Annotated in this window: 15 protein-coding genes; 2 read left to right on the top strand and 13 right to left on the bottom strand. The window is 73.1% G+C overall.

What is annotated here, in order from left to right; translation table 11 throughout:
* Positions 1 to 21 precede the first annotated feature (21 nt).
* Together MXD59_RS10090 and MXD59_RS10085 are read right to left on the bottom strand one after the other, a co-directional pair.
* Entirely contained in the window at positions 22 to 1,848 is a 1,827-nt protein-coding gene (locus MXD59_RS10090) for a penicillin-binding transpeptidase domain-containing protein (RefSeq protein WP_248824464.1), read from the bottom strand.
* Between the two features lie 409 nt (positions 1,849 to 2,257).
* Positions 2,258 to 2,860 carry a TetR/AcrR family transcriptional regulator gene (locus tag MXD59_RS10085; RefSeq protein WP_248813282.1) on the bottom strand — a complete coding sequence of 201 codons (603 nt, stop codon included), beginning with the start codon at positions 2,858 to 2,860 and terminating at the stop codon, positions 2,258 to 2,260.
* A 170-nt stretch (positions 2,861 to 3,030) separates the two neighbouring features.
* On the opposite strand from MXD59_RS10085, the gene MXD59_RS10080 reads away from it, so the two are divergent.
* A complete protein-coding gene (locus tag MXD59_RS10080; RefSeq protein ID WP_372512017.1) occupies positions 3,031 to 3,987 on the top strand; it encodes a TIGR03620 family F420-dependent LLM class oxidoreductase in 957 nt (318 codons plus the stop codon).
* A gap of 25 nt (positions 3,988 to 4,012) precedes the next feature.
* Here the strand turns inward: MXD59_RS10080 and gatB are convergent, their stop codons facing one another.
* The 4 genes from gatB to gatC are packed head-to-tail and all read right to left on the bottom strand — an operon-like array spanning position 4,013 to position 7,685.
* A complete protein-coding gene (gene gatB, locus MXD59_RS10075; RefSeq protein WP_248824463.1) occupies positions 4,013 to 5,533 on the bottom strand; it encodes an Asp-tRNA(Asn)/Glu-tRNA(Gln) amidotransferase subunit GatB in 1,521 nt (506 codons plus the stop codon).
* A complete protein-coding gene (locus MXD59_RS10070; RefSeq protein ID WP_248824462.1) occupies positions 5,530 to 5,799 on the bottom strand; it encodes a hypothetical protein in 270 nt (89 codons plus the stop codon). The genes gatB and MXD59_RS10070 overlap by 4 nt, the downstream gene beginning before the upstream one ends.
* Before the next feature lie 28 nt (positions 5,800 to 5,827).
* A complete protein-coding gene (gene gatA, locus MXD59_RS10065) occupies positions 5,828 to 7,375 on the bottom strand; it encodes an Asp-tRNA(Asn)/Glu-tRNA(Gln) amidotransferase subunit GatA (RefSeq protein ID WP_248824461.1) in 1,548 nt (515 codons plus the stop codon).
* A gap of 13 nt (positions 7,376 to 7,388) precedes the next feature.
* Positions 7,389 to 7,685, bottom strand: a complete 297-nt coding sequence (gatC, locus tag MXD59_RS10060) for an Asp-tRNA(Asn)/Glu-tRNA(Gln) amidotransferase subunit GatC (RefSeq protein WP_163548592.1) — start codon at positions 7,683 to 7,685, stop codon at positions 7,389 to 7,391.
* A 376-nt stretch (positions 7,686 to 8,061) separates the two neighbouring features.
* On the opposite strand from gatC, the gene MXD59_RS10055 reads away from it, so the two are divergent.
* Entirely contained in the window at positions 8,062 to 8,766 is a 705-nt protein-coding gene (locus MXD59_RS10055) for an ACT domain-containing protein (RefSeq protein WP_248824460.1), read from the top strand.
* A 28-nt stretch (positions 8,767 to 8,794) separates the two neighbouring features.
* Here the strand turns inward: MXD59_RS10055 and ligA are convergent, their stop codons facing one another.
* From ligA to icmF, 7 genes are all read right to left on the bottom strand, one after another.
* Positions 8,795 to 11,035 carry an NAD-dependent DNA ligase LigA gene (gene ligA, locus MXD59_RS10050; RefSeq protein ID WP_248824459.1) on the bottom strand — a complete coding sequence of 747 codons (2,241 nt, stop codon included), beginning with the start codon at positions 11,033 to 11,035 and terminating at the stop codon, positions 8,795 to 8,797.
* Entirely contained in the window at positions 11,032 to 12,255 is a 1,224-nt protein-coding gene (locus MXD59_RS10045; protein WP_248824458.1) for a methionine synthase, read from the bottom strand. Before MXD59_RS10045 ends, ligA begins: the two co-directional genes overlap by 4 nt.
* Positions 12,256 to 12,503: 248 nt before the next feature.
* Positions 12,504 to 13,562 (bottom strand): tRNA 2-thiouridine(34) synthase MnmA, encoded by a 1,059-nt coding sequence (gene mnmA / locus MXD59_RS10040; protein WP_248824457.1) that lies wholly within the window; start codon positions 13,560 to 13,562, stop codon positions 12,504 to 12,506.
* Between the two features lie 85 nt (positions 13,563 to 13,647).
* Entirely contained in the window at positions 13,648 to 14,853 is a 1,206-nt protein-coding gene (locus MXD59_RS10035; protein WP_248824456.1) for a cysteine desulfurase family protein, read from the bottom strand.
* 47 nt (positions 14,854 to 14,900) lie between these two features.
* Entirely contained in the window at positions 14,901 to 16,448 is a 1,548-nt protein-coding gene (mftF, locus tag MXD59_RS10030) for a mycofactocin biosynthesis glycosyltransferase MftF (RefSeq protein WP_248824455.1), read from the bottom strand.
* 52 nt (positions 16,449 to 16,500) lie between these two features.
* Complete coding sequence (locus tag MXD59_RS10025; RefSeq protein ID WP_163549944.1) at positions 16,501 to 17,007, bottom strand: MarR family winged helix-turn-helix transcriptional regulator; 507 nt, start codon at positions 17,005 to 17,007, stop codon at positions 16,501 to 16,503.
* Positions 17,008 to 17,176: 169 nt separating this feature from the next.
* A complete protein-coding gene (gene icmF, locus MXD59_RS10020; protein ID WP_248824454.1) occupies positions 17,177 to 20,695 on the bottom strand; it encodes a fused isobutyryl-CoA mutase/GTPase IcmF in 3,519 nt (1,172 codons plus the stop codon).
* Positions 20,696 to 20,976: the final 281 nt, after the last annotated feature.

The following is a 20,976-nucleotide window of genomic DNA, read 5'->3' as shown; positions in this document are numbered from 1 at the left end:
AACGCCGCGCCCCGACTCCGGTCAGCGACCGCCGACGGCGGGATTGGGGGCGATCTGACCGCCGTCGAGGGCGGTCAGGAACCGGGCGGCGATCGGCGCGGCGGTCTCGGCGCCGAAGCCACCGTCCTCGACGACGACGGCGAACGCGACGTCGCCGCGGTAACCGACGAACCAGGCGTGCGTCGGCGGCGGGTTGCCGTCGGCGTACTCGGCCGTGCCGGTCTTGCCGAACACCTCACCGGGCATCGGGACGGCCGCGGCCGTGCCCTCGGTGACCACCGCCCGCATGAAGTCGCGCAGCGGCCCGAGCACGTTCGTCGGGATCGCGTTGCTGCGCGCCGGCTGCCCGGCGACGAACGGCTGGCGCCAGGTGCCGCTGGCCACGGCCGCCGCCACGCTCGCCATCTGCAGGGGTGAGGCCTCGATCCGGGCCTGCCCGATGGACGCCGACGCCGACTCCGCACCGTCGCGCGGGGCCGGGAAGGTGCCGCCGAAGCTCGCGATGTCCAGCGGTGAGGTGCCGTCGAAGCCGTAGAGCGCCGCGGCCTTGGCCAGGGCGTTCGCGGGCAGTGACTCCTCCAGCCGGATGAACGCGGTGTTGCAGCTCTTCGCGAACGCGGTGCGCAGCGGGATCGTGCCGAACTGCTCGGCCTCGGCGTTCTGGAACGTCCGCCCGTCGACGCTGACCGACTGGGTGCAGTCCAGCGGGGTGTTCGCGGCCCGCCCGTTCATCAGCGCCGCCGTCGCCGTAATGATCTTGAAGGTGGATCCGGGTGGGTACTTGCCGCGCACCGCCCGGCTCGCCCCGGTCGCCGGATGGTTCGCCAGCGCCAGCACCCCACCGGTGCGGGTGTCGATCGCGACCATCGCCGCGGTCGGGCGCGCCGCGGTCGCCAGCGCCTGCTCGGCGGCCTGCTGTACCCGCAGGTCCAGCGTGGTCCGCACGGCCTGGCCGTCGGTCATCGGATAGGTGTGCAGGGTCTGCACCACCTTGCCCGGTACCACCTGGCCCTGGGCGTCGCGGGTGGCGGCCGCGCGCACGACGACCGCGCCGCCCTGGGCGCGCAGCCGGTCGTCATAGACCCGCTCGAGACCCGACAACGGCCCCGTGCGACCCACCAGGTTGCTGGCGAGGTCACCGGAGGAGCGCAGTGGCTGGCCGTCGGCGGACTCCAGCTCCCCCCGGTGCCCGGTGGACGCGGTCCGGTCCAGCACCAGCCCCGCCCGCAGCGCCGGGTGGACGGCGGGCAGGTCCGCGCGGACCTTCCAGCCGTGATCGGTCGAGGTCAGGTTCAGCACCCCGGCGTACTCCAGCGGACTCGGCAGACCCGAGAGGTCCAGCTTCGCCACGTACGGCGCGGTGGCCACCGCACCGTGCCGGCTGACCGACCCGGGCGTGAACGTCGCCCCGGTGACCAGCAGCCGGTCCCGCACGTCGGCCATGGTCGCGAGCAGCGTCGCCACGCTGGTGCTGCCGGTCACCGTCGCCGCGGTCACCGCGGCCCGGCCGGCCTGGTCACTGCCGGCACTCCCCGCACCCGAAGTCGCCGCACCCGAAGTCGCCGCACCCGAGGTCGCCGAGCTGGCGCCGCCAGGCGACCCGGAGGCGCTGGGGGTGGCGGCGCCGCCGGTGGTCGCCAGGGTTCGCCAGGCCGCGAGGTAGGCGGCCGCCGCGGTCCGGACCCGCCTGTCGGCGGCCTGGTCGTCCGCCCGGTTCTTCAGGACGTAGCCGACCCCGCTGGCCGCGGCCAGCACGACGACCACCACCGCCGCGATGATCGCACGACGCCGACCACGACCTCGACGCCGAGACGACGACGCGGTGAACCCACCCGGAGTGAGAGGCACGACGACCTGTCCCCCCCTCGCTGACGACTGACGCCACTGATGACCACCACCGACGACGGCCACTGCCGCCGACGACCACCGCGCGCGTCGACTCTCGCCGCCGGTGCTCCGGCGGCCGCCTACGGCCGGCCGGACCTCACCCTACGAACACCCCCGGCGTCACGCATCCGACGCGCCGGGCGGCGTGGGCAACCCGACACGCGGGTCGGACACCACCGGAAATCGTGGTCCTCCCCGGCTCATGCCACACCGGGACAACTTCGTTCGGCCCCACATCGGACGTCAACCCGGGCAGCAACCCGGACAGGACGATCCGCATCAGGAAAGACGTGATGACAGGGCACAGGAAAACGCGGGCCCACGCGATTGCACCCTATCCGGATGTTCATCGGGAATACGCCGCGGCGGATCAGGGGCGACCTGTCGCCATCCCGACACGAACGCCGTCGAGGGCCACCGCGAGCAGGCGGTCGGCCTGCGCGCTGTCCTGCGTCCGGACGGTGACCAGGGAGATGCCCACGATGAGCTGGACGAGATCGACCGCGGTCAGATCGGCCCGGGCGGCACCGGTCCGCTGCGCGTCGGCCAACAGGCGGGCGGCCATCCCCATGATTTTTTCGTGGCAGTCGGTGACCGGGTACCGCTCGCCGAGCCCGCCGCCCGACAGATAGCTGCCGGCCAGCCCCTGGTTGACCCGGGCGTGCTCGAGCAGCAGCCCCAGCCAGCCGGCGAGCGCCGCACCCGCGGGCCCCGCGGCGGCGAGTTCCGCGCCACGGCGACACAGGGTGGCGACACCATCGACCAGGATCGCGCCGAGCAGATCCGCCCGAGCGGGGAAGTGCCGGTAGAGCGTGCCCTGGCCGACCCCGGCCCGGCGCGCCACCTCGGCGAGCGACACCTCCGGCCCGACCTCGGTGAACGCCTCCCGGGCCGCGGCGAGGACCCGCTCCCGGTTGCGTCGGGCGTCGCTGCGCACGGGCCGCTCGGTGGCCGGCTCGCTCGTCGACGCCATCAGGCCACCTCCGTCTGCCGGGCCAACCGCCCGCGCGGCCCAGCGGAACACCCGGTTCCGCGACCTCAAACGTACGGCATGGACAAATGGAGAGCCTGTCCGTATCGTCCGGTCCAGATAAACGGACAAGCTGTCCGCTTGTCTGGACATCCGTGTTCCACCTCAGGGAGATGCCTGTGACAGCGCAGCTGCGCACCCGGCTCGGGCGAGTCGGGATCTGGACGATGGCCTTCGAGGAGCAGCCGGCCGGACGGGTCGGCGAGGGCGCCGCGGAGCTCGAGGAGCTCGGCTACGGGGCGTTGTGGTTCGGCGAGGGGTTCGGTCGGGACACGGTGAGCCAGGCCTGGCTACTGCTGTCGACGACCCGGCGGATCACCGTCGCGGCGGGCATCGCGAACATCGCCTTCCGCGGCCCGATCACCATGGCGGCGGCGACCCGCGCGCTCGGCGAGGCCTATCCCGGCCGCTACCTGCTGGGTCTCGGCGGCCACCGGGTCGACGACCAGGAGATGCTGTTCGACGGCGTCCGCATCCCGGCGGTGGGCAGGGCGGTGACGTCGATGGGCGACTATCTGACGGCGATGGACACGGCGCCGGCGCACAGCCCCGCGGCGGCGCCGGCCGTCCCCCGGGTGCTGGCCGCGCTCGGGCCGAAGATGCTGGCCCTGGCCGCGCGGCGGACGGCGGGCGCCCATCCGTACTTCGTGCCCGTCGAGCACACCCGACGGGCACGCGAGATCATGGGGCCGGACGCGCTGCTCGCCGTCGAGCAGGCCCTCGTGCTCGACACCAACATCGATCGGGCCCGCGAGCTGGCCACGGCGCATGTCGGGATGTACACCTCGCTCGCCCCGCATCAGGAGGCGAGTATGCGCAGGCTGGGCTTCGGCGACGACGACCTGCCGGGCGGCCCGGGTGGCAGCCCGAGCCGCCGTCTCGTCGACGCCATCGTCGCCTACGGCGACGTCGAGGTGCTCCGGGAGCGCGTCCGCCAGCATCTGGACGCCGGCGCCGACCATGTGTGCGTCCAGGTCCTCACGGCCGACACCACGCGGCCACCCACGTCCGCCTGGCGTGAGCTCGCCCCCGCCCTGCTGGACCAGCCGGCCGGCGCCGCGACGACCTAGGACACCACCCCTGGGAACACCGCTGTCAGGCCGCGCCGAGGCGCTCCAGCAGGAGCGCACGAATGGTGGCGGCGTCGGCCTGGCCCTTCATCGCCTTCATGACCGCGCCGACCAGTGGGCCCACCGCGTTCAGCTTGCCGCCGCGGACCTTCTCGGCGATGTCGGGGGCGCCGACGATCGCCGCGTCGACGGCGGCGGTGAGCGCGCCGTCGTCGGCGACGACCGCGAGGCCACGGCCGGCGACGACCTCGTCGGGTGTGCCCTCGCCGGCGAGCACCCCGTCGATGACCTTGCGGGCCAGCGCGTCGGTGAGCTCGCCCGCGGCGATCAGCACGGTGATCCGGGCGACGTCGGCGGGTGTGATCGCGAGGTCGGCCGGGGCGAGGGAGGCGTCGGCGGCGCGGCGGGCCAGCTCGTTGAGCCACCACTTGCGGGCGGCCACCGGGGACGCGGCGCCGGCCGCGACCGTCTGCTCGACCAGGTCCAGGACGCCGGCGTTACGCATGTCGACCAGGTCACGGATGGTGTAGCCGTGCTCGGCGATCAGGCGGGTGCGCCGGGCCGCGGGCAGTTCGGGCAGGCTCGCCCGCTGCGTCTGGACGTACTCGGCGGACAGCGCCAGCGGTGCGAGATCCGGCTCCGGGAAGTACCGGTAGTCGGTCGCCTCCTCCTTCGAGCGGCCGGACGAGGTGCGTCCGGCGTTCTCGTCGAAGTGGCGGGTCTCCTGGACGATGCGTTCGCCGTCGTCGAGCCGCGTCGCCTGGCGGGTGATCTCGTAGCGCACGGCGCGTTCGACCGAGCGCAGCGAGTTGAGGTTCTTCGTCTCGCTGCGGGTACCGAACGGCGCGTCGGGTTCGCCGGGCGCGGGCCGGCGTCGCAGTGAGACGTTCGCGTCGCAGCGCAGCGAGCCCTGCTCCATCCGCACGTCCGAGACGCCGAGCGCGCGGATCAGCTCGCGCAGTTCGTCGACGTAGGCGCGGGCGACCTCCGGCGAGCGGACATCCGGCTCGGTGACGATCTCGACCAGCGGGATGCCGGCCCGGTTGTAGTCGACCAGCGAGTGGGTCGCCCCGTGGATGCGCCCGGTGGAGCCACCGACGTGCAGCGACTTGCCGGTGTCCTCCTCCATGTGGACGCGGGTGATGCCGACCCGGTGGATCTCACCGTCGACCTCGACGTCGAGGTAGCCGTCCGTGCACAGCGGCTCGTCGTACTGGCTGATCTGGAAGTTCTTCGGCATGTCCGGGTAGAAGTAGTTCTTGCGGGCGAACCGGCACCACGACGCGATGTCGCAGTGCAGCGCCAGGCCGATCAGCACGGCGAACCGCACCGCCGCCTCGTTGACGACCGGCAGCGACCCGGGCAGCCCCAGGCACACCGGGCAGACCTGGGTGTTCGGCTCGGCGCCGAACGCCGTCGCACAGCCACAGAACATCTTCGAGGCGGTACCGAGTTCGACGTGCGTCTCGAGTCCGATCACCGGCTCGTAGCGGGCGATCGCATCGTCGTAGGACGCCAGGGCGCTGGTGGGAGCCGCGGTGCTCACCGGTCGTTCTCCTCGAGGGTCTGGTCGGACGAGACGTCGGTGCCCGACGGCCCATCCGGGTCGGACGATCCGGATGGGCCGCCGCCGCCACGGGTGTCGCGCAGGTGGACGCGGGTCAGGAACACCGCCCCCGGCAGGCCGATCACACCCCAGAGCAGCAGGATCGGATTGACCGTCGCGATGCCCAGCCCCAGCACCACCACGGTGAGCAGCCACACCACGACGACGAGCAGCCGGTCCTGCCGGCGGCTGCGCAACGTCACCATCGCCGGTCTCCCCCGCTCGCCGCGGCGATCACAGCGCCGGTGCCTCGTCGAGCAGCGGGTGGCCGCGACGGTCGTCGAGGGCCGCCTCCAGAGCGCCGCCGACCCGGTAGAGCCGGTCGTCGGCGAAGGTCGGCGCCATGATCTGCAGGCCGACGGGCAGGCCGTCCGCGAGCCCGACGGGCAGGCTCATCGCGGGGCCACCGGCCAGGTTCGACGGGATCGTGCACAGGTCCGACAGGTACATCGCGACCGGATCGTCGACCTTCGCGCCGATCGGGAAGGCCGGTGTCGGCGTGGTCGGCGAGATCAGCACGTCCACCTGCTCGTAGGCGGCGGCGAAGTCGCGACTGATGAGCGTGCGGACCTTCTGCGCCTGCCCGTAGTAGGCGTCGTAGTAACCCGACGACAGCGCGTAGGTGCCCAGGATGATGCGCCGCTTGACCTCGGGGCCGAAACCGGCCTCGCGGGTGCGGCTCATGACCTCCTCGGCGCCGGCCTGCCCGTCGTCGCCCAGGCGCAGCCCGAAACGCATCGCGTCGAACCGGGCCAGGTTCGACGAGCACTCACTCGGCGCGATCAGGTAGTAGGCGGGCATCGCATAGGTGAAGTGCGGGCAGCTGACCTCGACGATCTCGGCGCCGAGCTCGGTCAGCGTCTCGACGGCGGCGGCGAAGGCGGCCCGCACCCCGGGGTCGTAGCCATCCCCGGACAGTTCCCGCACCACACCGACGCGCATGCCCCGCACGTCCCGGCGGGCGGCGGCGGCCACCACCGGTGGCACCGGCACGTCGACGCTGGTCGAGTCGAGTGCGTCGTGCCCGGCGATCGCCGCGTGCAGCAGCGCCGCGTCACCGACGGTGCGGGCCAGCGGCCCGGCCTGGTCGAGCGAACTGGAGAAGGCGACCAGCCCGTACCGGCTGACCGCGCCGTAGGTCGGCTTCACCCCGACCAGCCCGCACACCGCGGCCGGCTGGCGGATCGACCCGCCGGTGTCGGTGCCGATCGCCAGCGGCGCCTCGAAGGCGGCGACGGCCGCGGCGCTACCACCACTGGACCCACCCGGGATGCGGGTGGTGTCCCACGGGTTGCGGGTCGGCCCGTAGGCCGAGTTCTCGGTGGAGGAGCCCATGGCGAACTCGTCCATGTTCACCTTGCCGAGCAGCACCACGTCGGCGGCACGCAGCCGGGTCACGACAGTCGCGTCGTACGGGGCCTGCCAGCCCTCGAGGATACGGCTGCCGCAGGTGGTGGGCATGCCGCGGGTGGCGAGCACGTCCTTGAGGGCGAGCGGGACCCCGGCGAGCGGGCCGAGCGCCTCGCCGGCGGCACGCCGCTGGTCGACCCGGCGGGCCGCGGCGAGCGCGCCCTCACCGTCGATGTGCAGGAAGGCGTGGATGGTGTCGTCGACCTTGGCGATCCGCTCGAGCGCCGCCTGGGTCGCCTCGACGGCGGACAGCTCGCCCGCGGCGATCGCCGCCGCGGTGGCCGCCGCCGTCAGCCGGGTCACGTCGCCCCCGGCCGCACCCACGCTGGTGCTGGCCGGCTGGGGCACGGGGGATGTGGGATGGTCGGTCATGCGGGCGGCGACCTCACTCGTCCGGATCAAGGATGCGGGGCACCCGGAAGCGGCCGTCCTCGGCGGCCGGGGCGCCGGCCAGGGCGTCCTCGGCGGACAGCGACGGACGGACGACGTCCGGGCGCAGGACGTTCGTCAACGGCACGGCGTGGCTGGTCGGCGGGATGTCCGCCGCCGCGACCTGGGAGACCCTGGCCACCGCCGACAGAATCGCCTCGAGCTGCGGCGCCAGTGCGTCGAGCTCGGCGTCGGTCACCGACATCCGCGACAGCCGGGCGAGATGGGCTACCTCGTCCCGCGTGATCCCCATGATGGCGTGCGGCCCCTTCGTGGGCGGTGGGCTCGTGCGGCCCGTGACTGGACGGACGCGTGCCGCGGGCGGCGCGGCGGCCCCGGCCGGTTCCCGGCTCGAACGGCTCCCGACCGGACCCTCTCCCGGTTCGAGCCGGGGACGATCGCAGCGGGACCCAGGACCGCGCGTCATGCTCGCGTCGGCGTGATGTCATCGTACGGCCCGACAGCCGCAACCGGTTCCGCCCGCCCCCGGTGCGGCCGACGGCGTCGGGCACCGGCCGGCGCGTCAGGCGCCGACATGAGCCGGACCTGGCGTTTCGCCGCCCCGGCCGGGGTGCGCCACGTCATCTCGGCGTGACCGATCGGCTATCCAAGCGACACGCTCTTTGTGCATGCTCAGCTACATGTCGTATCTGATGCGGGTGGTGCTGCCTGACCGACCGGGCACCTTGGGGGCCGTCGCGACGGCACTGGGCGCTGCCGGTATCGACATCCAGAGTGTCACCGTGGTGGAGCGCAGCTCCGAGGGCGCCGTCGATGACCTGCTGTTCGTGCTGCCGCCGGGTGGCCTCGCGGACCGGGCGCTCAGTGCCGCGCTGTCGGTGTCCGGGGTGACGGTCGAGTCGCTGCGCCCGTTCCTCGCGGACGGCCGGGCGGTGGCGGGCGACCTCGATCTCGCGGACTCGCTGGCCGAGCACCCCGAGCAGGCGCCGGCGACCCTCGCCCGGCTCGCGCCCTGTGTGTTCAACGCCGACTGGGCGGTGCTGCTCGAGCATCTCGATGCCGATGACGTGCGGATTCGCGAGTCGTCAGTGGGCGCGCCGGTGCTCGGCGGGGGCGATCTGGGGGTGCCCGAGCGGGTCCGGTTGGCGCTTCCCTGGCTGCCGCTGGCCCAGGCCCGGGCGGTGCGGGCCGATGAGGGCGGCTTCCCGGCCCGCTGGCTGGCGGTGGACATGGCGCTGGCCGCCGCTCCGGTCGGCCACCCGCGGCTGGTGATCCTGCTGGGACGCCCCGGCGGCCCCGCCTTCCGCGCCTCGGAGATCGCCCGGCTCGCCCACCTCGCCGGCATCGCCGCCCGGCTCGCCCGTCACGACTGAACCGACCCCGCCGCACCGCACCCGCGGATCAGCCCGAGCCAGCACCACCGTCCGGCGCGGAACCCTCGGTGGCCACGGCGCCCTCGATGGCCACGGCGCCCTCGATGGCCACGGCACCGGCCGGTTCCGCGGAACCGTCGGTGGCCACGGGTTCGGCGACGGCGCGGGCGGCGTCCACACCCCGCTCGAGCAGGACGGCGAAGCCGGCCTCGTCCAGGACGGGCACTTTCAGGCTGCGCGCCTTGTCGTACTTGGACGCTCCGGGGTCGGCGCCCACGACGACGAACGCCGTCTTCCTGCTCACCGAGCCGGTGACCTTGCCACCGCGGGACTGCACCGCCTCGGTGGCGCTGTCCCGGCTCCAGCCGTCCAGGGTGCCGGTGACGACGACAGAGACGCCGTCGAGGGGTCGGGGACCATTGTCGGCGCCGACGTCGGCCAGCGATGCCCCACCGGCGCCGAGGCGGGCGACGACGTCGCGGTGGCGCTCGTCGGCGAACCAGTCGACCACGGCCTGGGCGATCGTCGGGCCGACACCGTCGACGGCGGCGAGGACCTCGACGGGAGCCGCCGCGATCGCGTCGAGCGAGCGCAGCTCCCGGGCGAGCGCACCGGCGGCGGCCGGGCCGACGTGCCGGATGGACAGGCCGACCAGCAGCCGCCACAACGGACGGTGCCGGGCCGCCTCGACCCCGGCAAGAATCTTGTCGATCTTCTTCTGGGCGAAGCCGCGCAGCCCCTCGAACGACTCGGGCCCCAGGTGGAACACGTCACCGATGTCGTGCACCCGGCCGGCCTCGAGCAACGCGACCGCCGTCTCGTAGCCCAGGCCGTCGATGTCCAGCGCCCCCCGGGACGCCAGATGGAAGATCGCCTCCCGCAGCTGCGCCGGGCAGGCTTCGGTGTTGGGGCACCGGATGTCCACATCACCCTCGGGCCGGACCAGGGCGGTGCCGCACTCCGGGCAGTGGGTGGGCATGACGAACGCCCGCTCGCTGCCATCACGCAGGTCGACGACCGGGCCGACGATCTCCGGGATGACGTCGCCGGCCTTGCGCAGCACGATGGTGTCGCCGATGAGCACGCCCTTGCGGCCCACCTCGTCGATGTTGTGCAACGTGGCGAGCCCGACCGTGGACCCGGCGACCAGCACCGGCTCGAGCGCACCGAACGGCGTCACCCGCCCGGTGCGCCCCACGTTGACCCGGATGTCCAGCAGCTTCGTGGTGACCTCTTCCGGCGGGTACTTGAACGCGACCGCCCAGCGCGGCGCCTTGGACGTCGACCCCAGCCGACGTTGCAGAGCGAACGCGTCGACCTTGACGACCACCCCGTCGATCTCGTGTTCCACGTCGTGGCGGGCCTGCCCCCAGCGGTGCAGGTACCCCAGCACGTCGGAGACGGCGGGGAACACCTCGAAGCGGGTGGACACCGGCAGCCCCAGCTCGGCGAACCGGGCGTAGGCGCCGGACTGGGAGTCGGCCTGGAAGCCGCGGTGCGCCCCCAACCCGTGAACGATCATGTCGAGCGAGCGGGAGGCGGTGACCCGCGGGTCCTTCTGCCGCAGCGAGCCCGAGGCGGCGTTGCGCGGATTGGCGAACGGCTTCTCGCCGCTTTCGACCAGCGAGGCGTTGAGCTCGGCGAACCGCGCCGTGGGGAAGAACACCTCACCGCGCACCTCGAGCAGCTCCGGCACCGCCGGGCCGCGCAGCCGGGTCGGCACCCGCGCCAACGTCCGGATGTTGGGGGTGATGTCCTCCCCCGTGCGACCGTCCCCACGGGTCGCCGCCCGCACCAGCCGCCCGTCGGCATAGACGAGATCGACCGCCAGCCCGTCGATCTTCAGCTCGCACAGCCAGGCGGCGACCTCGCTCTCGCGCGCCGCCCGCGCCGCCCACTGGTGGAACTCGTCGTCGTCGAAGACGTTGTCCAGCGAGAGCAGCCGCTCCAGGTGCTCGACCGGGGTGAACAGGGTCGAGTACGCCCCGGCGACCTTCTGCGTCGGCGAATCCGGCGTGCGCAGGTCGGGATGGCGCTCCTCGAGTGCCGTCAGCTCCCGCATCAGCGCGTCGTACTCGGCGTCGGCGACGGTCGGCGCGTCCAGCACGTAGTACCGGTAGGCGTGCTCCTCCAGCTCCTGCGCGAGTTCGGCCGCCCGAGCCCGCTGCGGCGCCCCGGCCGCCTCAGCCGCCCCGGTCACCGTGGCCGTCTCCGCCGCCGCGGGACCTGCCTTCGCCGGAGACGCCTCGCCTGGCGCGGACGTGCTCATGCCGGCGCGTCCACCAACACGCGACCGGCCTGACGACAGTGCCGCAGGACCGCTCGCGCCGTCTCCGCGCCGAAACCGACCAACCCACACGCGGGTGCCACGGCGACCACCTCCCCGAGCTGCTCCGGCCGGAAGCCCAGCCGGTTCCACAGTGCGATGACGGATTCGACGCTACGACGGACGTCCGACAGTTCCGCCGTCGCGGCGGCCGTCGACACGATCCCGGCGATGAGCCGACCACCCGCGTCCACGTATTCGCCGATCAGATCGTCCTCGGCCCAGGTGAGCAGCGCCGCGTCCACGCCGATGAAGTCCGCCCCCGCCGACTGCAGGGTGGCGAACGGCACCGACGGCGCGCAGCAGTGCACCCCCACCCCGACCGCACCGGACGCCCGGGCCGCCTCGGCGACCGCACGCAGCCGCGTGGCGGCCAGGCCGTCCTCGACCGCCCGCAGCACCGAGAAGCCACTGGGTGTGCGGACCCGACCGGCCAGCACCGCCGGCAGCGACGGCTCGTCAAGCTGGACGATCAACTTCGCCCCCGGCACCCGACTGGCCACCTCCTTCAGATGCTCGCCGAGGCCCGCCGCCAACGACTCGGCGATCTCGCGGGTGGCTCCGACGTCCGAGAGCGCCTTGTGCCCCCGGGGCAGCTCGAGCTGGGCCGCCAACGTCCAGGGTCCCGCAACCGCGATCTTGAACGGTCCGGTGTAGCCGGCCGCCGTCTCCACCAGCGCATCCAGGTCACGGACGAGCAGATCCCGGGCGCGGCGCAGGTCCATGCCCACCCGCGGCACCAGCCGCCACCCCGCCGGCTGCAGATCGACCGGCAGCTCCAGCAGGATCGCGCCGCTACGCCCGAGGAGCCCCGCGCCCGGCCCGCGCTCCGGCAGCTCCGGCAGGTGCGGCAGATCCGGCAACTCGTCGAACACCAGCTTCTGCGCCTCGGCCGCGTCGGTGCCGGGCAGCGACCCGACCCCCGTCGCCGCCCCCAGCGGCCACAACGACCCGGCCGCACCCGCCGTCGCGTCCCGCTCCGCGTTCCGGCCCTGCTCCTCGTCCCGGTCCCGCTTCTCGTCCCGGTCCCGCTCCGCGTTCCGGTCCCGCTCCGCGTTCCGGCCCTGCTTCTCGTCCCGGTCCTGCCGCGTGTTCCGGTCCTGCCGCGTGCTTCGGTCCTGCTGCACGTTCTGCCCCTGCTCCACACACCGGCCCTGCTCCATGCCTCGGCCCGTCACGGCGCCTCAACCCTGCGCGGAGTCGACGCCGCCGCACCCGGCCACGGGGTAGGCGTCCGATCTCCGCATACGGCCATTCTGGCCGACGCGACGCACCCCTGACCGTCGCCCACCGGCCCGCCCGCGCGCCGAACCCCACCCGCTCTCCCGGGGCGACGCGACGTGGGATGCGTGGGGTGAGTGGGATGCGTGGGGTGGGTGGGGTGCGTGGGGTGGTGGGACGGTGAGGCGGGTCAGCCGGACGTGGTGCGGATGTGGCCGCCGCCGAGGACACGGTCGCCGTCGTACAGGATGACGGCCTGTCCAGGGGCGGTTCCCCGGACAGGGGCGCCCAGCGTCACGATGAGCGCGTCGCCGCGGCCCTCCGCCTCGGCGGGGACGACCCCGCCGTGCGCCCGGACCTGGGCCTGGCAGGTGAGGACTCCCTCGTGCGGCCAGGCCGCGCGATCGGCGACGAGCTGGTGGACGTCGAGGGCCTCGGCCGGGCCGACGGTGACAGTGCTGGTCGCCGGGGAGATGTCGAGGACGTAGCGGGGTCGGCCGTCCGGTGCGGGCTGGCCCAGACGCAGGCCGCGGCGCTGGCCGACGGTGAAGGCGAAGGTCCCGTCGTGGGCGCCGAGGGTGGCACCCGTCTCGGCGTCACGGATGGGCCCGGGGCGCGAGCCGAGCCGGTCGCGCAGCCATCCGCCGGTGTCACCGTCGGCGATGAAGCAGATGTCATGGCTGTCGGGCTTGTCGGCGACGGCGAGTCCACGGGCGGCCGCCTCGACGCGGACCTGCGCCTTGGTCGAGTCACCCAGCGGGAAGCGGGCGGCGGCGAGCTGCTCGGGTCGTAGCGTCCCGAGCACGTAGGACTGGTCCTTGCCGGGGTCGACCGAGCGACGCAGCGTGCCGTCGGCGTCGAGGCGGGCGTGGTGACCGGTGACGACCGCGTCGAAACCGAGGGCCAGGGCGCGGTCGAGCACGGCGGCGAACTTGATCCGCTCGTTGCAGCGCACGCAGGGGTTCGGGGTGCGTCCGGCCGCGTAGGAGGCGACGAACTCGTCGATGACGTCGGTCTCGAACCGCTCGGCGAGGTCCCACACGTAGAACGGGATGCCCAGCACGTCGGCCGCCCGACGGGCGTCGCGGGCGTCCTCGAGCGTGCAGCAGCCGCGCGCCCCCGTCCGGTCGGACGCCGGCGACCGCGACAACGCCAGATGTACACCCGTGACCTCGTGGCCCGCGTCGACGGCGCGGGCGGCCGCGACCGCGGAGTCCACCCCACCGGACATCGCCGCAAGTACCCGCATCCCAGCCACCGCCTCTCCCGTTGCGTCCTGCTGTCCGTCCGATCTGTTCCCGACCGACCAGCTCACGTCCGCGCGTCCGACATCGTCAGACGCCGGATGTTCCGGCCAACGCCGCCCGGCCGGCCCGTTCGGCCGCCGGACCGATCGCCTCGACGAGCGCGTCGATGTCGGCGGCCCGCGAGGTGTGGCCGAGGGTGAACCGCAGCGAACCCCGGGCGTGATGGTCGCTGGCGCCCATCGCCAACAACACGTGCGAGGGCCGCGCCACTCCCGCCGAGCACGCCGAACCGGTGGAGCATTCGATGCCGCGGGCGTCGAGCAGCATCAGCAGCGAGTCTCCCTCGCAGCCGGGGAAGCTCAGATGGGCGTTGCCGGGCAGTCGCCGCAGCGGGTCGACCCCGCCGGGACGGTCCAGCGGCGGGCCGTTGAGGACGGCCGTCGGCACCTGCTCGCGGACCCGGAGCACCAGATCGTCGCGCAGCGCCGCGAGCCGCCCGGCCTCGACCGGGGACTGCGCGCACGCCACACCCGCCGCCGCCGCGAACGCCGCGACTCCCGCGGTGTTCAACGTCCCGGACCGGATGTCGCGTTCCTGACCACCGCCGTGCGTGTGCGGCTCGAGCAGGAGTCCGCGCCGCACGACCAGCGCGCCCACCCCGACCGGACCGCCGATCTTGTGCGCCGAGACGGTGATCGCGTCGGGACCGTCCTCGCCGACCGCGACCGGGATCTGCCCGAAGGCCTGCACCGCGTCGGTGTGGAACGGCACCCCGTAACGGTGCGCGACGGCGGCGAGCCGGGCGACCGGCTGGACCGTCCCGACCTCGCTGTTCGCCCACATCACCGACACGACGGCGACACCGGCGGGGTCCCGCGCGATCGCGGCCTCCAGGGTGCTCGGATGCACCAGGCCGACCTCGTCGACGTCGAGCAGTTCCACCTGGGCGCCCTGGGTGGCGCCGAGCCAGTCGACGGTGTCCAGGACCGCCCGGTGCTCCACCGCGCTGACCAGGATGCGCCGCCGCGCCGGATCCGCCGCGCGGCGCGCCCAGTACAGGCCCTTGAGCGCCAGGTTGTCGCCTTCCGTGCCGCCGGCGGTGAACACCACGTCGGACGGCCGGGCGCCGAGTTCGGCGGCCAGCGCCTCCCGCGATTCCTCGACGACCCGGCGCGCGCGGCGGCCGCTGGCATGCAACGACGAGGCATTGCCGGTGTCAGCGAGCACCGCGGTGTACACGGCGAGCGCTTCCGGCCGCATCGGCGTCGTCGCCGCATGGTCGAGGTAGGTCACAGAGAAACAGGGTAGTCGGGCCGAACTGTTCCACGTGGATCTGTCGATCACACCGTGGCCCGACCCGACCGACGTGACCAGTGCGCCCAGGACGACCGCCGCGCCCAGGACGACCGCCACCAGCCGGGCATCGACGGACGAACCGGCAGCAACGGCGCGGCGCTGCGCTGCGTCAGGCAGCCGGCCCACACCCCGACGCAGTAGGCGCTGTCGTCGGCCAGTCGCAGCAGCACGTAGGGAACCAGCCCGACCGCGGGCCGCCGCTCCCACCAGTCCCACACCAACGGCAGCGCCACCGCGACGAGCACCACACCGGACGCCCGCCGCACCCGGGCGCCACCGGTGCCGGGCAGTGCGACACCGGCCAGGGCGGCGCCGGCCAGCACCGGGAGCCAGGTCCGTCGCGTGGTCTCGGCGGCGAACACGAGCGCGCGGCGGCGTTGCCGCCCGGTCAGCGTCAGCACGGCGCCGGTCCTGCGGTCCACCCGCGCCAGCCGACGCGAGAGCCGCAGCGCCGTGCGGGCCGCGGCCACCAGGGCGACGGGCCCGGCCAGGCCCACCCCGATCCGGCCGCGCTGCGCCGCGAGCAGGCCGGTGAGCAGCATGGTCGCCGCGGCCGCGCCGGAGGGACGCAGCAGCCCCGGATGGCGCCGAGCCAGCGAGGCCGCGGACGAGCCGTAGTCGTAACGCTGCCGCGCCCACCCGGACCAGGACGCGCGCGGCTGGTGACAGACGACGGCGCTCGGCTCGTACCGCAGCGCCTGCCCGGCCCCCAGCAGCCGCCAGACCAGGTCGACGTCCTCGCCGTAGCGCAGCGACGGGTCGAAGTCGACCTGCTCCCGGCGGATGAGCAGCGCCGCGGTCGGCACATAGGACACCCGGGAACCCGGCTGGACCGGCGCCGGGCGGGGGCCGAGATCGAGCGGCGAGTGATCGGCCTCGTACCGTTCCCGCAGGCTCGCCGGGCGCCCGGCCGCGACCGGGGAGGCGACCCGCGGCGCGGCCGCGACGACCTGGGCGTCGACCAGGTGCGCCACGAGCCGGTCCAGCCAGTCGGGGGTGGGTTCGACGTCGACGTCGCAGAAGGCGACCAGGTCGGTTCGGGCCGCCCGGGTACCCGTGGTCCGCGCGGCGGCGGGCCCCCGCGCGTGGTCGTGGCGCAGGACCCGCGCACCGGCCGCGGTGGCTTCGGCGGCGGTGGCGTCCCGGGAGCCGTCGTCGACGACGACGACCTCCGCGCAGTGGACGCGCAGCGTGCGCACGAGCGGGCCGATCCGCCCGGCGCCGTCGCACACCGGCACGACAGCGGTGATCCGTTCCCGACTCGAGCCCCGCGCCGGTGCGACCGGTGCCAGGGGATGGAGCAGGCCGGCCTCGACCAGCCGACGGGCGAGCTGCCCCGCCCCGGGCCCCGCCGTCCCGACGGTCGCACCGTCACGTAGGGCGAGGAAGGCCCGCCGTCCGCCGGCGGACAACGTGAACAGGCGCAGCGGCGACCCGCCCAGCAGGACCAACCCGCCGTCCCCGCCCCCAGCACCCCCGGCACCGGCACCGGCACCACCGCGACCGGCGCCGGTCGCGGGAGTCAGCTCCATCAGGTCCGGATCGGCCCGGACCCGCATGAACGCGGGCAATGGCCGCGGCGGTTCAGAAGTCGCCGGCGGCACGGCGCAGGTCGGTGAGAAGGGAGTTCAGGGTGCGGATTCCGCCGTCGCCGAGGCCTGGGTCCGCGAAGACGGTGTCGTTGAGCTTCTCGGTCGCCGCCAGCGCCGTGGCCCGCCCCTCCTCGGTGATCTCGGCCAGGATCGCCCGCCGGTCGGTCGGATGGGGGTTGCGCCGCACCTGCCCGCGCGCCTCCAACCGGTCGACGGCGCTGGTGACGCTGGTCGGATGGACCTGAAGCCGACTCCCGATCTTGTTCAGGGGCAGCGAGCCACGCCGGGAGAACAACAACAGCATCAGCAGCTCGTAGCGGGCGAAGGTCAGATCCAGGGGGCGCAGGACCTCGTCGACCCGGGCCAGCACGATCTGCTGCGCCCGCATCAGGGAGGTCACCGCAGCCATGCCATCCGCGACCTCGCCCCATCCGTGGGCGACCCAGTGCCGCTGGGCCTCCGCGATCGGATCAGTGGGCAGCGGTTTGGGGGTGGCCACGGCTTCGGTCGCTCCTGCGTGTGGGGGGACGTCTCCCGCCCGACCGCCGGTCGGGGACCGTCACGGCCGACGGTCAGCGTCCATTGCACCCCAGGACGGACGCGTAGGCAAAGATTCAGCCGTGCCCGAGCATTGCGCGTCGCACCCCTGAAGCGCTCGGTGACTAAATTCATATATTTCTGCGATATTGACCACCAGCCTCGAAGAACGCTTCGGTGATCTGACCGAGCGAGCACACCCGTATCGTGTTCATCAGCGCGGCGAAGACATTTCCGCCACCCGCGGCGGCGGCCCGCAGTGCGGCCAGGGCCGGCAGGGAGGCGGCCGCGTGGCGCTGCTGGAAGGCGGTCAGCCGGGCGAGCTGGGAGCGCTTCTCCTGTTCGGTGGCACGGGCGAGTTCCAACGGGCGTCCACCCGCCGCATCACCACCCTCGGCGCCGCCGGCACCAGCATCCCCGCCTGCCCCGTCCGGGTCGTCACCACCGTCACCACCGTCACCACCGTTGCCACCGGCGGCGCGGGTGGGAGCCTGAAAGGTGTTGACCCCGACGATGGGCAGCGTGCCGTCGTGCTTGCGCCGCTCATAGAGCATCGACTCATCCTGTATCCGGCCGCGCTGGTAACCGGTTTCCATCGCCCCGAGCACCCCACCGCGGTCGCTGATCCGTTCGAACTCGGCGAGGACCGCCTCCTCCACGAGATCGGTGAGTTCCTCCACCGCGAACGAGCCCTGCAGCGGATTCTCGTTGGCCGACAGACCCCATTCCTGATTGATGATCATCTGGATGGCCAGGGCCCGGCGCACCGAGCTCGGGGTGGGTGTGGTCACCGCCTCGTCGTAGGCGTTGGTGTGCAGGCTGTTGCAGTTGTCGTAGAGCGCGCACAACGCCTGCAGCGTGGTCCGGATGTCGTTGAAGTCCATCTCCTGCGCGTGCAGCGAACGCCCCGAGGTCTGGACGTGGTATTTCAGCATCTGGGATCGTTCGCTGGCCCCGTACCGTTCGCGCAGCGCGATCGCCCACAGGCGGCGGGCCACCCGTCCGATCACGGTGTACTCCGCGTCCATTCCGTTGGAAAAGAAGAACGACAGGTTCGGGGCGAACTCGTCGATGCCCATACCCCGGGCGAGATAGGCCTCGACGTAGGTGAATCCGTTTGCCAACGTGAACGCGAGCTGGGTGATGGGGTTGGCTCCGGCCTCCGCGATGTGATAGCCGGAGATGGAGACCGAGTAGAAGTTGCGCACCTCGTGGGCGATGAACCACTCCTGCACGTCCGCCATCGCCCGCAGGGCGAAGTCGGTCGAGAAGATGCAGGTGTTCTGGCCCTGATCCTCCTTGAGGATGTCGGCCTGCACCGTGCCACGCACGGTGGTCAGGGCCCGCGCGGTGATCTGCTCCCGCTCGGCGGCGGACGGCTCGCGTCCATGCGTGCGGGTGAACCCGTCCAGTTGCTGGTCGATCGCGGTGGTGAGGAACATGGCGAGGATCGCCGGCGCCGGACCATTGATCGTCATGGACACGCTCGTCGACGGATCACACAGGTCGAAGCCGTCGAACAGGCCCTTCATGTCGTCCAGTGTGGCGACCGACACCCCCGAGGTGCCGATCTTGCCGTAGATGTCCGGCCGGGCCGCGGGATCCCGCCCGTACAGCGTGACCGAGTCGAACGCGGTGGACAGCCGGGTGGCCGGTGACCCGGCGGACAGCAGGTGGAACCGGCGGTTGGTCCGCGCCGGATCACCCTCTCCGGCGAACATCCGCGCCGGGGCCTCACCGACCCGGCGCAGCGGATAGCAGCCGGCTGTGTAGGGAAACGCCCCCGGCAGGTTCTCCCGGCGCAGAAAACGCAGCAGCCGGGCGTCATCGTCGATGTCGGGCACCGCCACCCGTGGAATCCGGCTACCGGCCAGTGTGGTCCGCCACAACGGTGTCGGGATGTCCCGTCCGCGCACCTGGTAGACGAGTTCGTCCGCCTTTCGCGCCGCCACCGTCCGCGGCCACTGGACGAGCAGTTCCCGGGCCCACGGCGCCAGCTCCGAGTCGGCCTGTTCGCGCAGCTGCCGCACCCGGTCCGCCGCCGCCGAAACCACGAGCTCACCCGTGGCCGTCCGCTCGGTCATGGTCATGGTCATGGGTGTGAGCGTCGGCGTGGCGGCGGCGGACTCGCGCAGGGCGTCTTCGGCGGTGGCCAGATGTTGGCGGCGCCGGGCCAGCTGGGCATTGCGCTGTGTCTGCCCATGATAGTCCCGGACCGTCTCGGCGATCTCCGCCAGATAGCGGGCTCGGCTGGCGGGAATGAGGGCGCGTAATCCCTGGGACACGCGGTTCTCGACGCGGTCCAGCGCGCCCGGTTCGGCGGCCAGGCCCCGCTCCCGCAACAGCACGACCAGATGCTGGTAAAGGGCCGTCACACCGTCGTCGTGGAAACGCGCGGCGGAGGTCCCGAAGACCGGCATGTCCTCCCAGCTCTGGTCGAACACCTCCCGGTTGCGCAGCAGCTGCCGGGCGACGTCGCGGCGCGCGTCCTGCGCCCCACGGCGCTCGAACTTGTTCACCGCGACCACGTCCGCCACATCCAGCATCTCGATCTTTTCCAGCTGGGACGGCGCGCCGTACTCCGGAGTCATCACGTACAGCGAGACATCGCTGTGTTCGGCGACGGCCGCATCCCCCTGCCCGATCCCCGGAGTCTCGAGAATCACCAGGTCATAGCCGGCCGCCCGGCAGGCGACGATGCTGTCGCGTACCGGTACGGGCACCTCGCTGCCGGCCCCGCGGGTCGCCAGCGACCGAAAGAACACCGGCTCCTCGCCCGTGAGCGAGTTCATCCGGATGCGGTCACCGAGCAGCGCCCCGCCGCCGCGGCGCCGGGACGGATCGATCGCGAGCACCGCGATCCGCAGCCGACCGCCCTGGTCCAGCTGGAACCGTCGGAGCAGTTCATCGGTGAGCGAGGACTTCCCCGACCCCCCGGTACCGGTGATCCCCAGTACCGGCATCGGCGGACGGCGCAGGGCCTGCGCCCGCAGCGCCGTGGCAAGCTCGCCCGCCTCGCCGTCCGCCGCCTGTCGCCGCGACATGAGCACGGTGATCGCCCGCGCCAACGCGTACTGCCCGCCGCCCAGGACCTCCTCGAGCTTCGGCCCCTGCGCCGCCAGGTCCACATCACACACCCGGACGATGTTGTTGATCATCATGGTCAGCCCCATGGCCTGACCATCCGCCGGGGAGAAGATGCGCGTGACGCCACGCGACTGAAGCAGCTCGATCTCGGCCGGCACGATCACCCCACCGCCGCCGCCGAACACCCGGACATCACCAGCGCCGCACTCCCGCAGACGCTGCACCAGATAGCTGAAGTACTCGACGTGTCCGCCCTGATAGGACGACACCGCCACCCCCTGCACGTCCTCCTGGACGGCGGCGGTCACCACATCCTCCACACTGCGGTCATGCCCGAGGTGCACGACCTCGGCGCCCTGGGCCTGCAGCAGCCGACGCATGATGTTGATCGCCGCATCATGTCCGTCGAACAGTGCCGCCGCCGTCACGATCCGCACCGGATGGACCGGCACATGCAGGCCCGTCCGCGCCGCCGCGGGTCGCCCGGCTACCGCTCGACCGGACGCGCTCACCGCCGCGGGCACAGTGCTCTGCTCGACCGATGGCATCTCGACCGATGGCATCGCGGCACCTCCCGGTCAGCCCGGGCGGGACCCCCCGGCCCGCGCCCACTGATGTTCCGTCCCCCGACAGTAGGACGTCCATCTAGCTGGGGCCACTTGATCTCGACAGGACCCAGGTCCGACGGCTCTGGCGCCCGCGCTCACGCGAAGCCTCACCAGTCGTCGATCACCGCTGTTCCCTGGTTCGCGGGACGCCCACGCTTCCGCCTGCGACTTCGCCCGCAGCAAAGAAAAAGGGCCGGCGGCAAACAAGCCGACAGCCCACGGAACCCATCCACACC

Origin of the sequence: Frankia umida (assembly GCF_023242945.1) — a bacterium.
GTDB classification, from domain to species: Bacteria; Actinomycetota; Actinomycetes; order Frankiales; family Frankiaceae; genus Frankia; species Frankia umida.
This window is presented reverse-complemented; position numbering and strand designations above follow the sequence as displayed.

Bases quoted from the DNA above. Each gene is read 5' to 3' on its own strand.
- MXD59_RS10085 (WP_248813282.1), bottom strand. From the start codon at position 2,860: ATGGCGTCGACGAGCGAGCCGGCCACCGAGCGGCCCGTGCGCAGCGAC.
- MXD59_RS10080 (WP_372512017.1), top strand. From the start codon at position 3,031: ATGCCTGTGACAGCGCAGCTGCGCACCCGGCTCGGGCGAGTCGGGATC.
- MXD59_RS10070 (WP_248824462.1), bottom strand. From the start codon at position 5,799: ATGGTGACGTTGCGCAGCCGCCGGCAGGACCGGCTGCTCGTCGTCGTG.
- gatA (WP_248824461.1), bottom strand. From the start codon at position 7,375: ATGACCGACCATCCCACATCCCCCGTGCCCCAGCCGGCCAGCACCAGC.
- gatC (WP_163548592.1), bottom strand. From the start codon at position 7,685: ATGGGGATCACGCGGGACGAGGTAGCCCATCTCGCCCGGCTGTCGCGG.
- MXD59_RS10055 (WP_248824460.1), top strand. From the start codon at position 8,062: ATGCTCAGCTACATGTCGTATCTGATGCGGGTGGTGCTGCCTGACCGA.
- ligA (WP_248824459.1), bottom strand. From the start codon at position 11,035: ATGAGCACGTCCGCGCCAGGCGAGGCGTCTCCGGCGAAGGCAGGTCCC.
- MXD59_RS10045 (WP_248824458.1), bottom strand. From the start codon at position 12,255: ATGGAGCAGGGCCGGTGTGTGGAGCAGGGGCAGAACGTGCAGCAGGAC.
- mnmA (WP_248824457.1), bottom strand. From the start codon at position 13,562: ATGCGGGTACTTGCGGCGATGTCCGGTGGGGTGGACTCCGCGGTCGCG.
- mftF (WP_248824455.1), bottom strand. From the start codon at position 16,448: ATGGAGCTGACTCCCGCGACCGGCGCCGGTCGCGGTGGTGCCGGTGCC.
- icmF (WP_248824454.1), bottom strand. From the start codon at position 20,695: ATGCCATCGGTCGAGATGCCATCGGTCGAGCAGAGCACTGTGCCCGCG.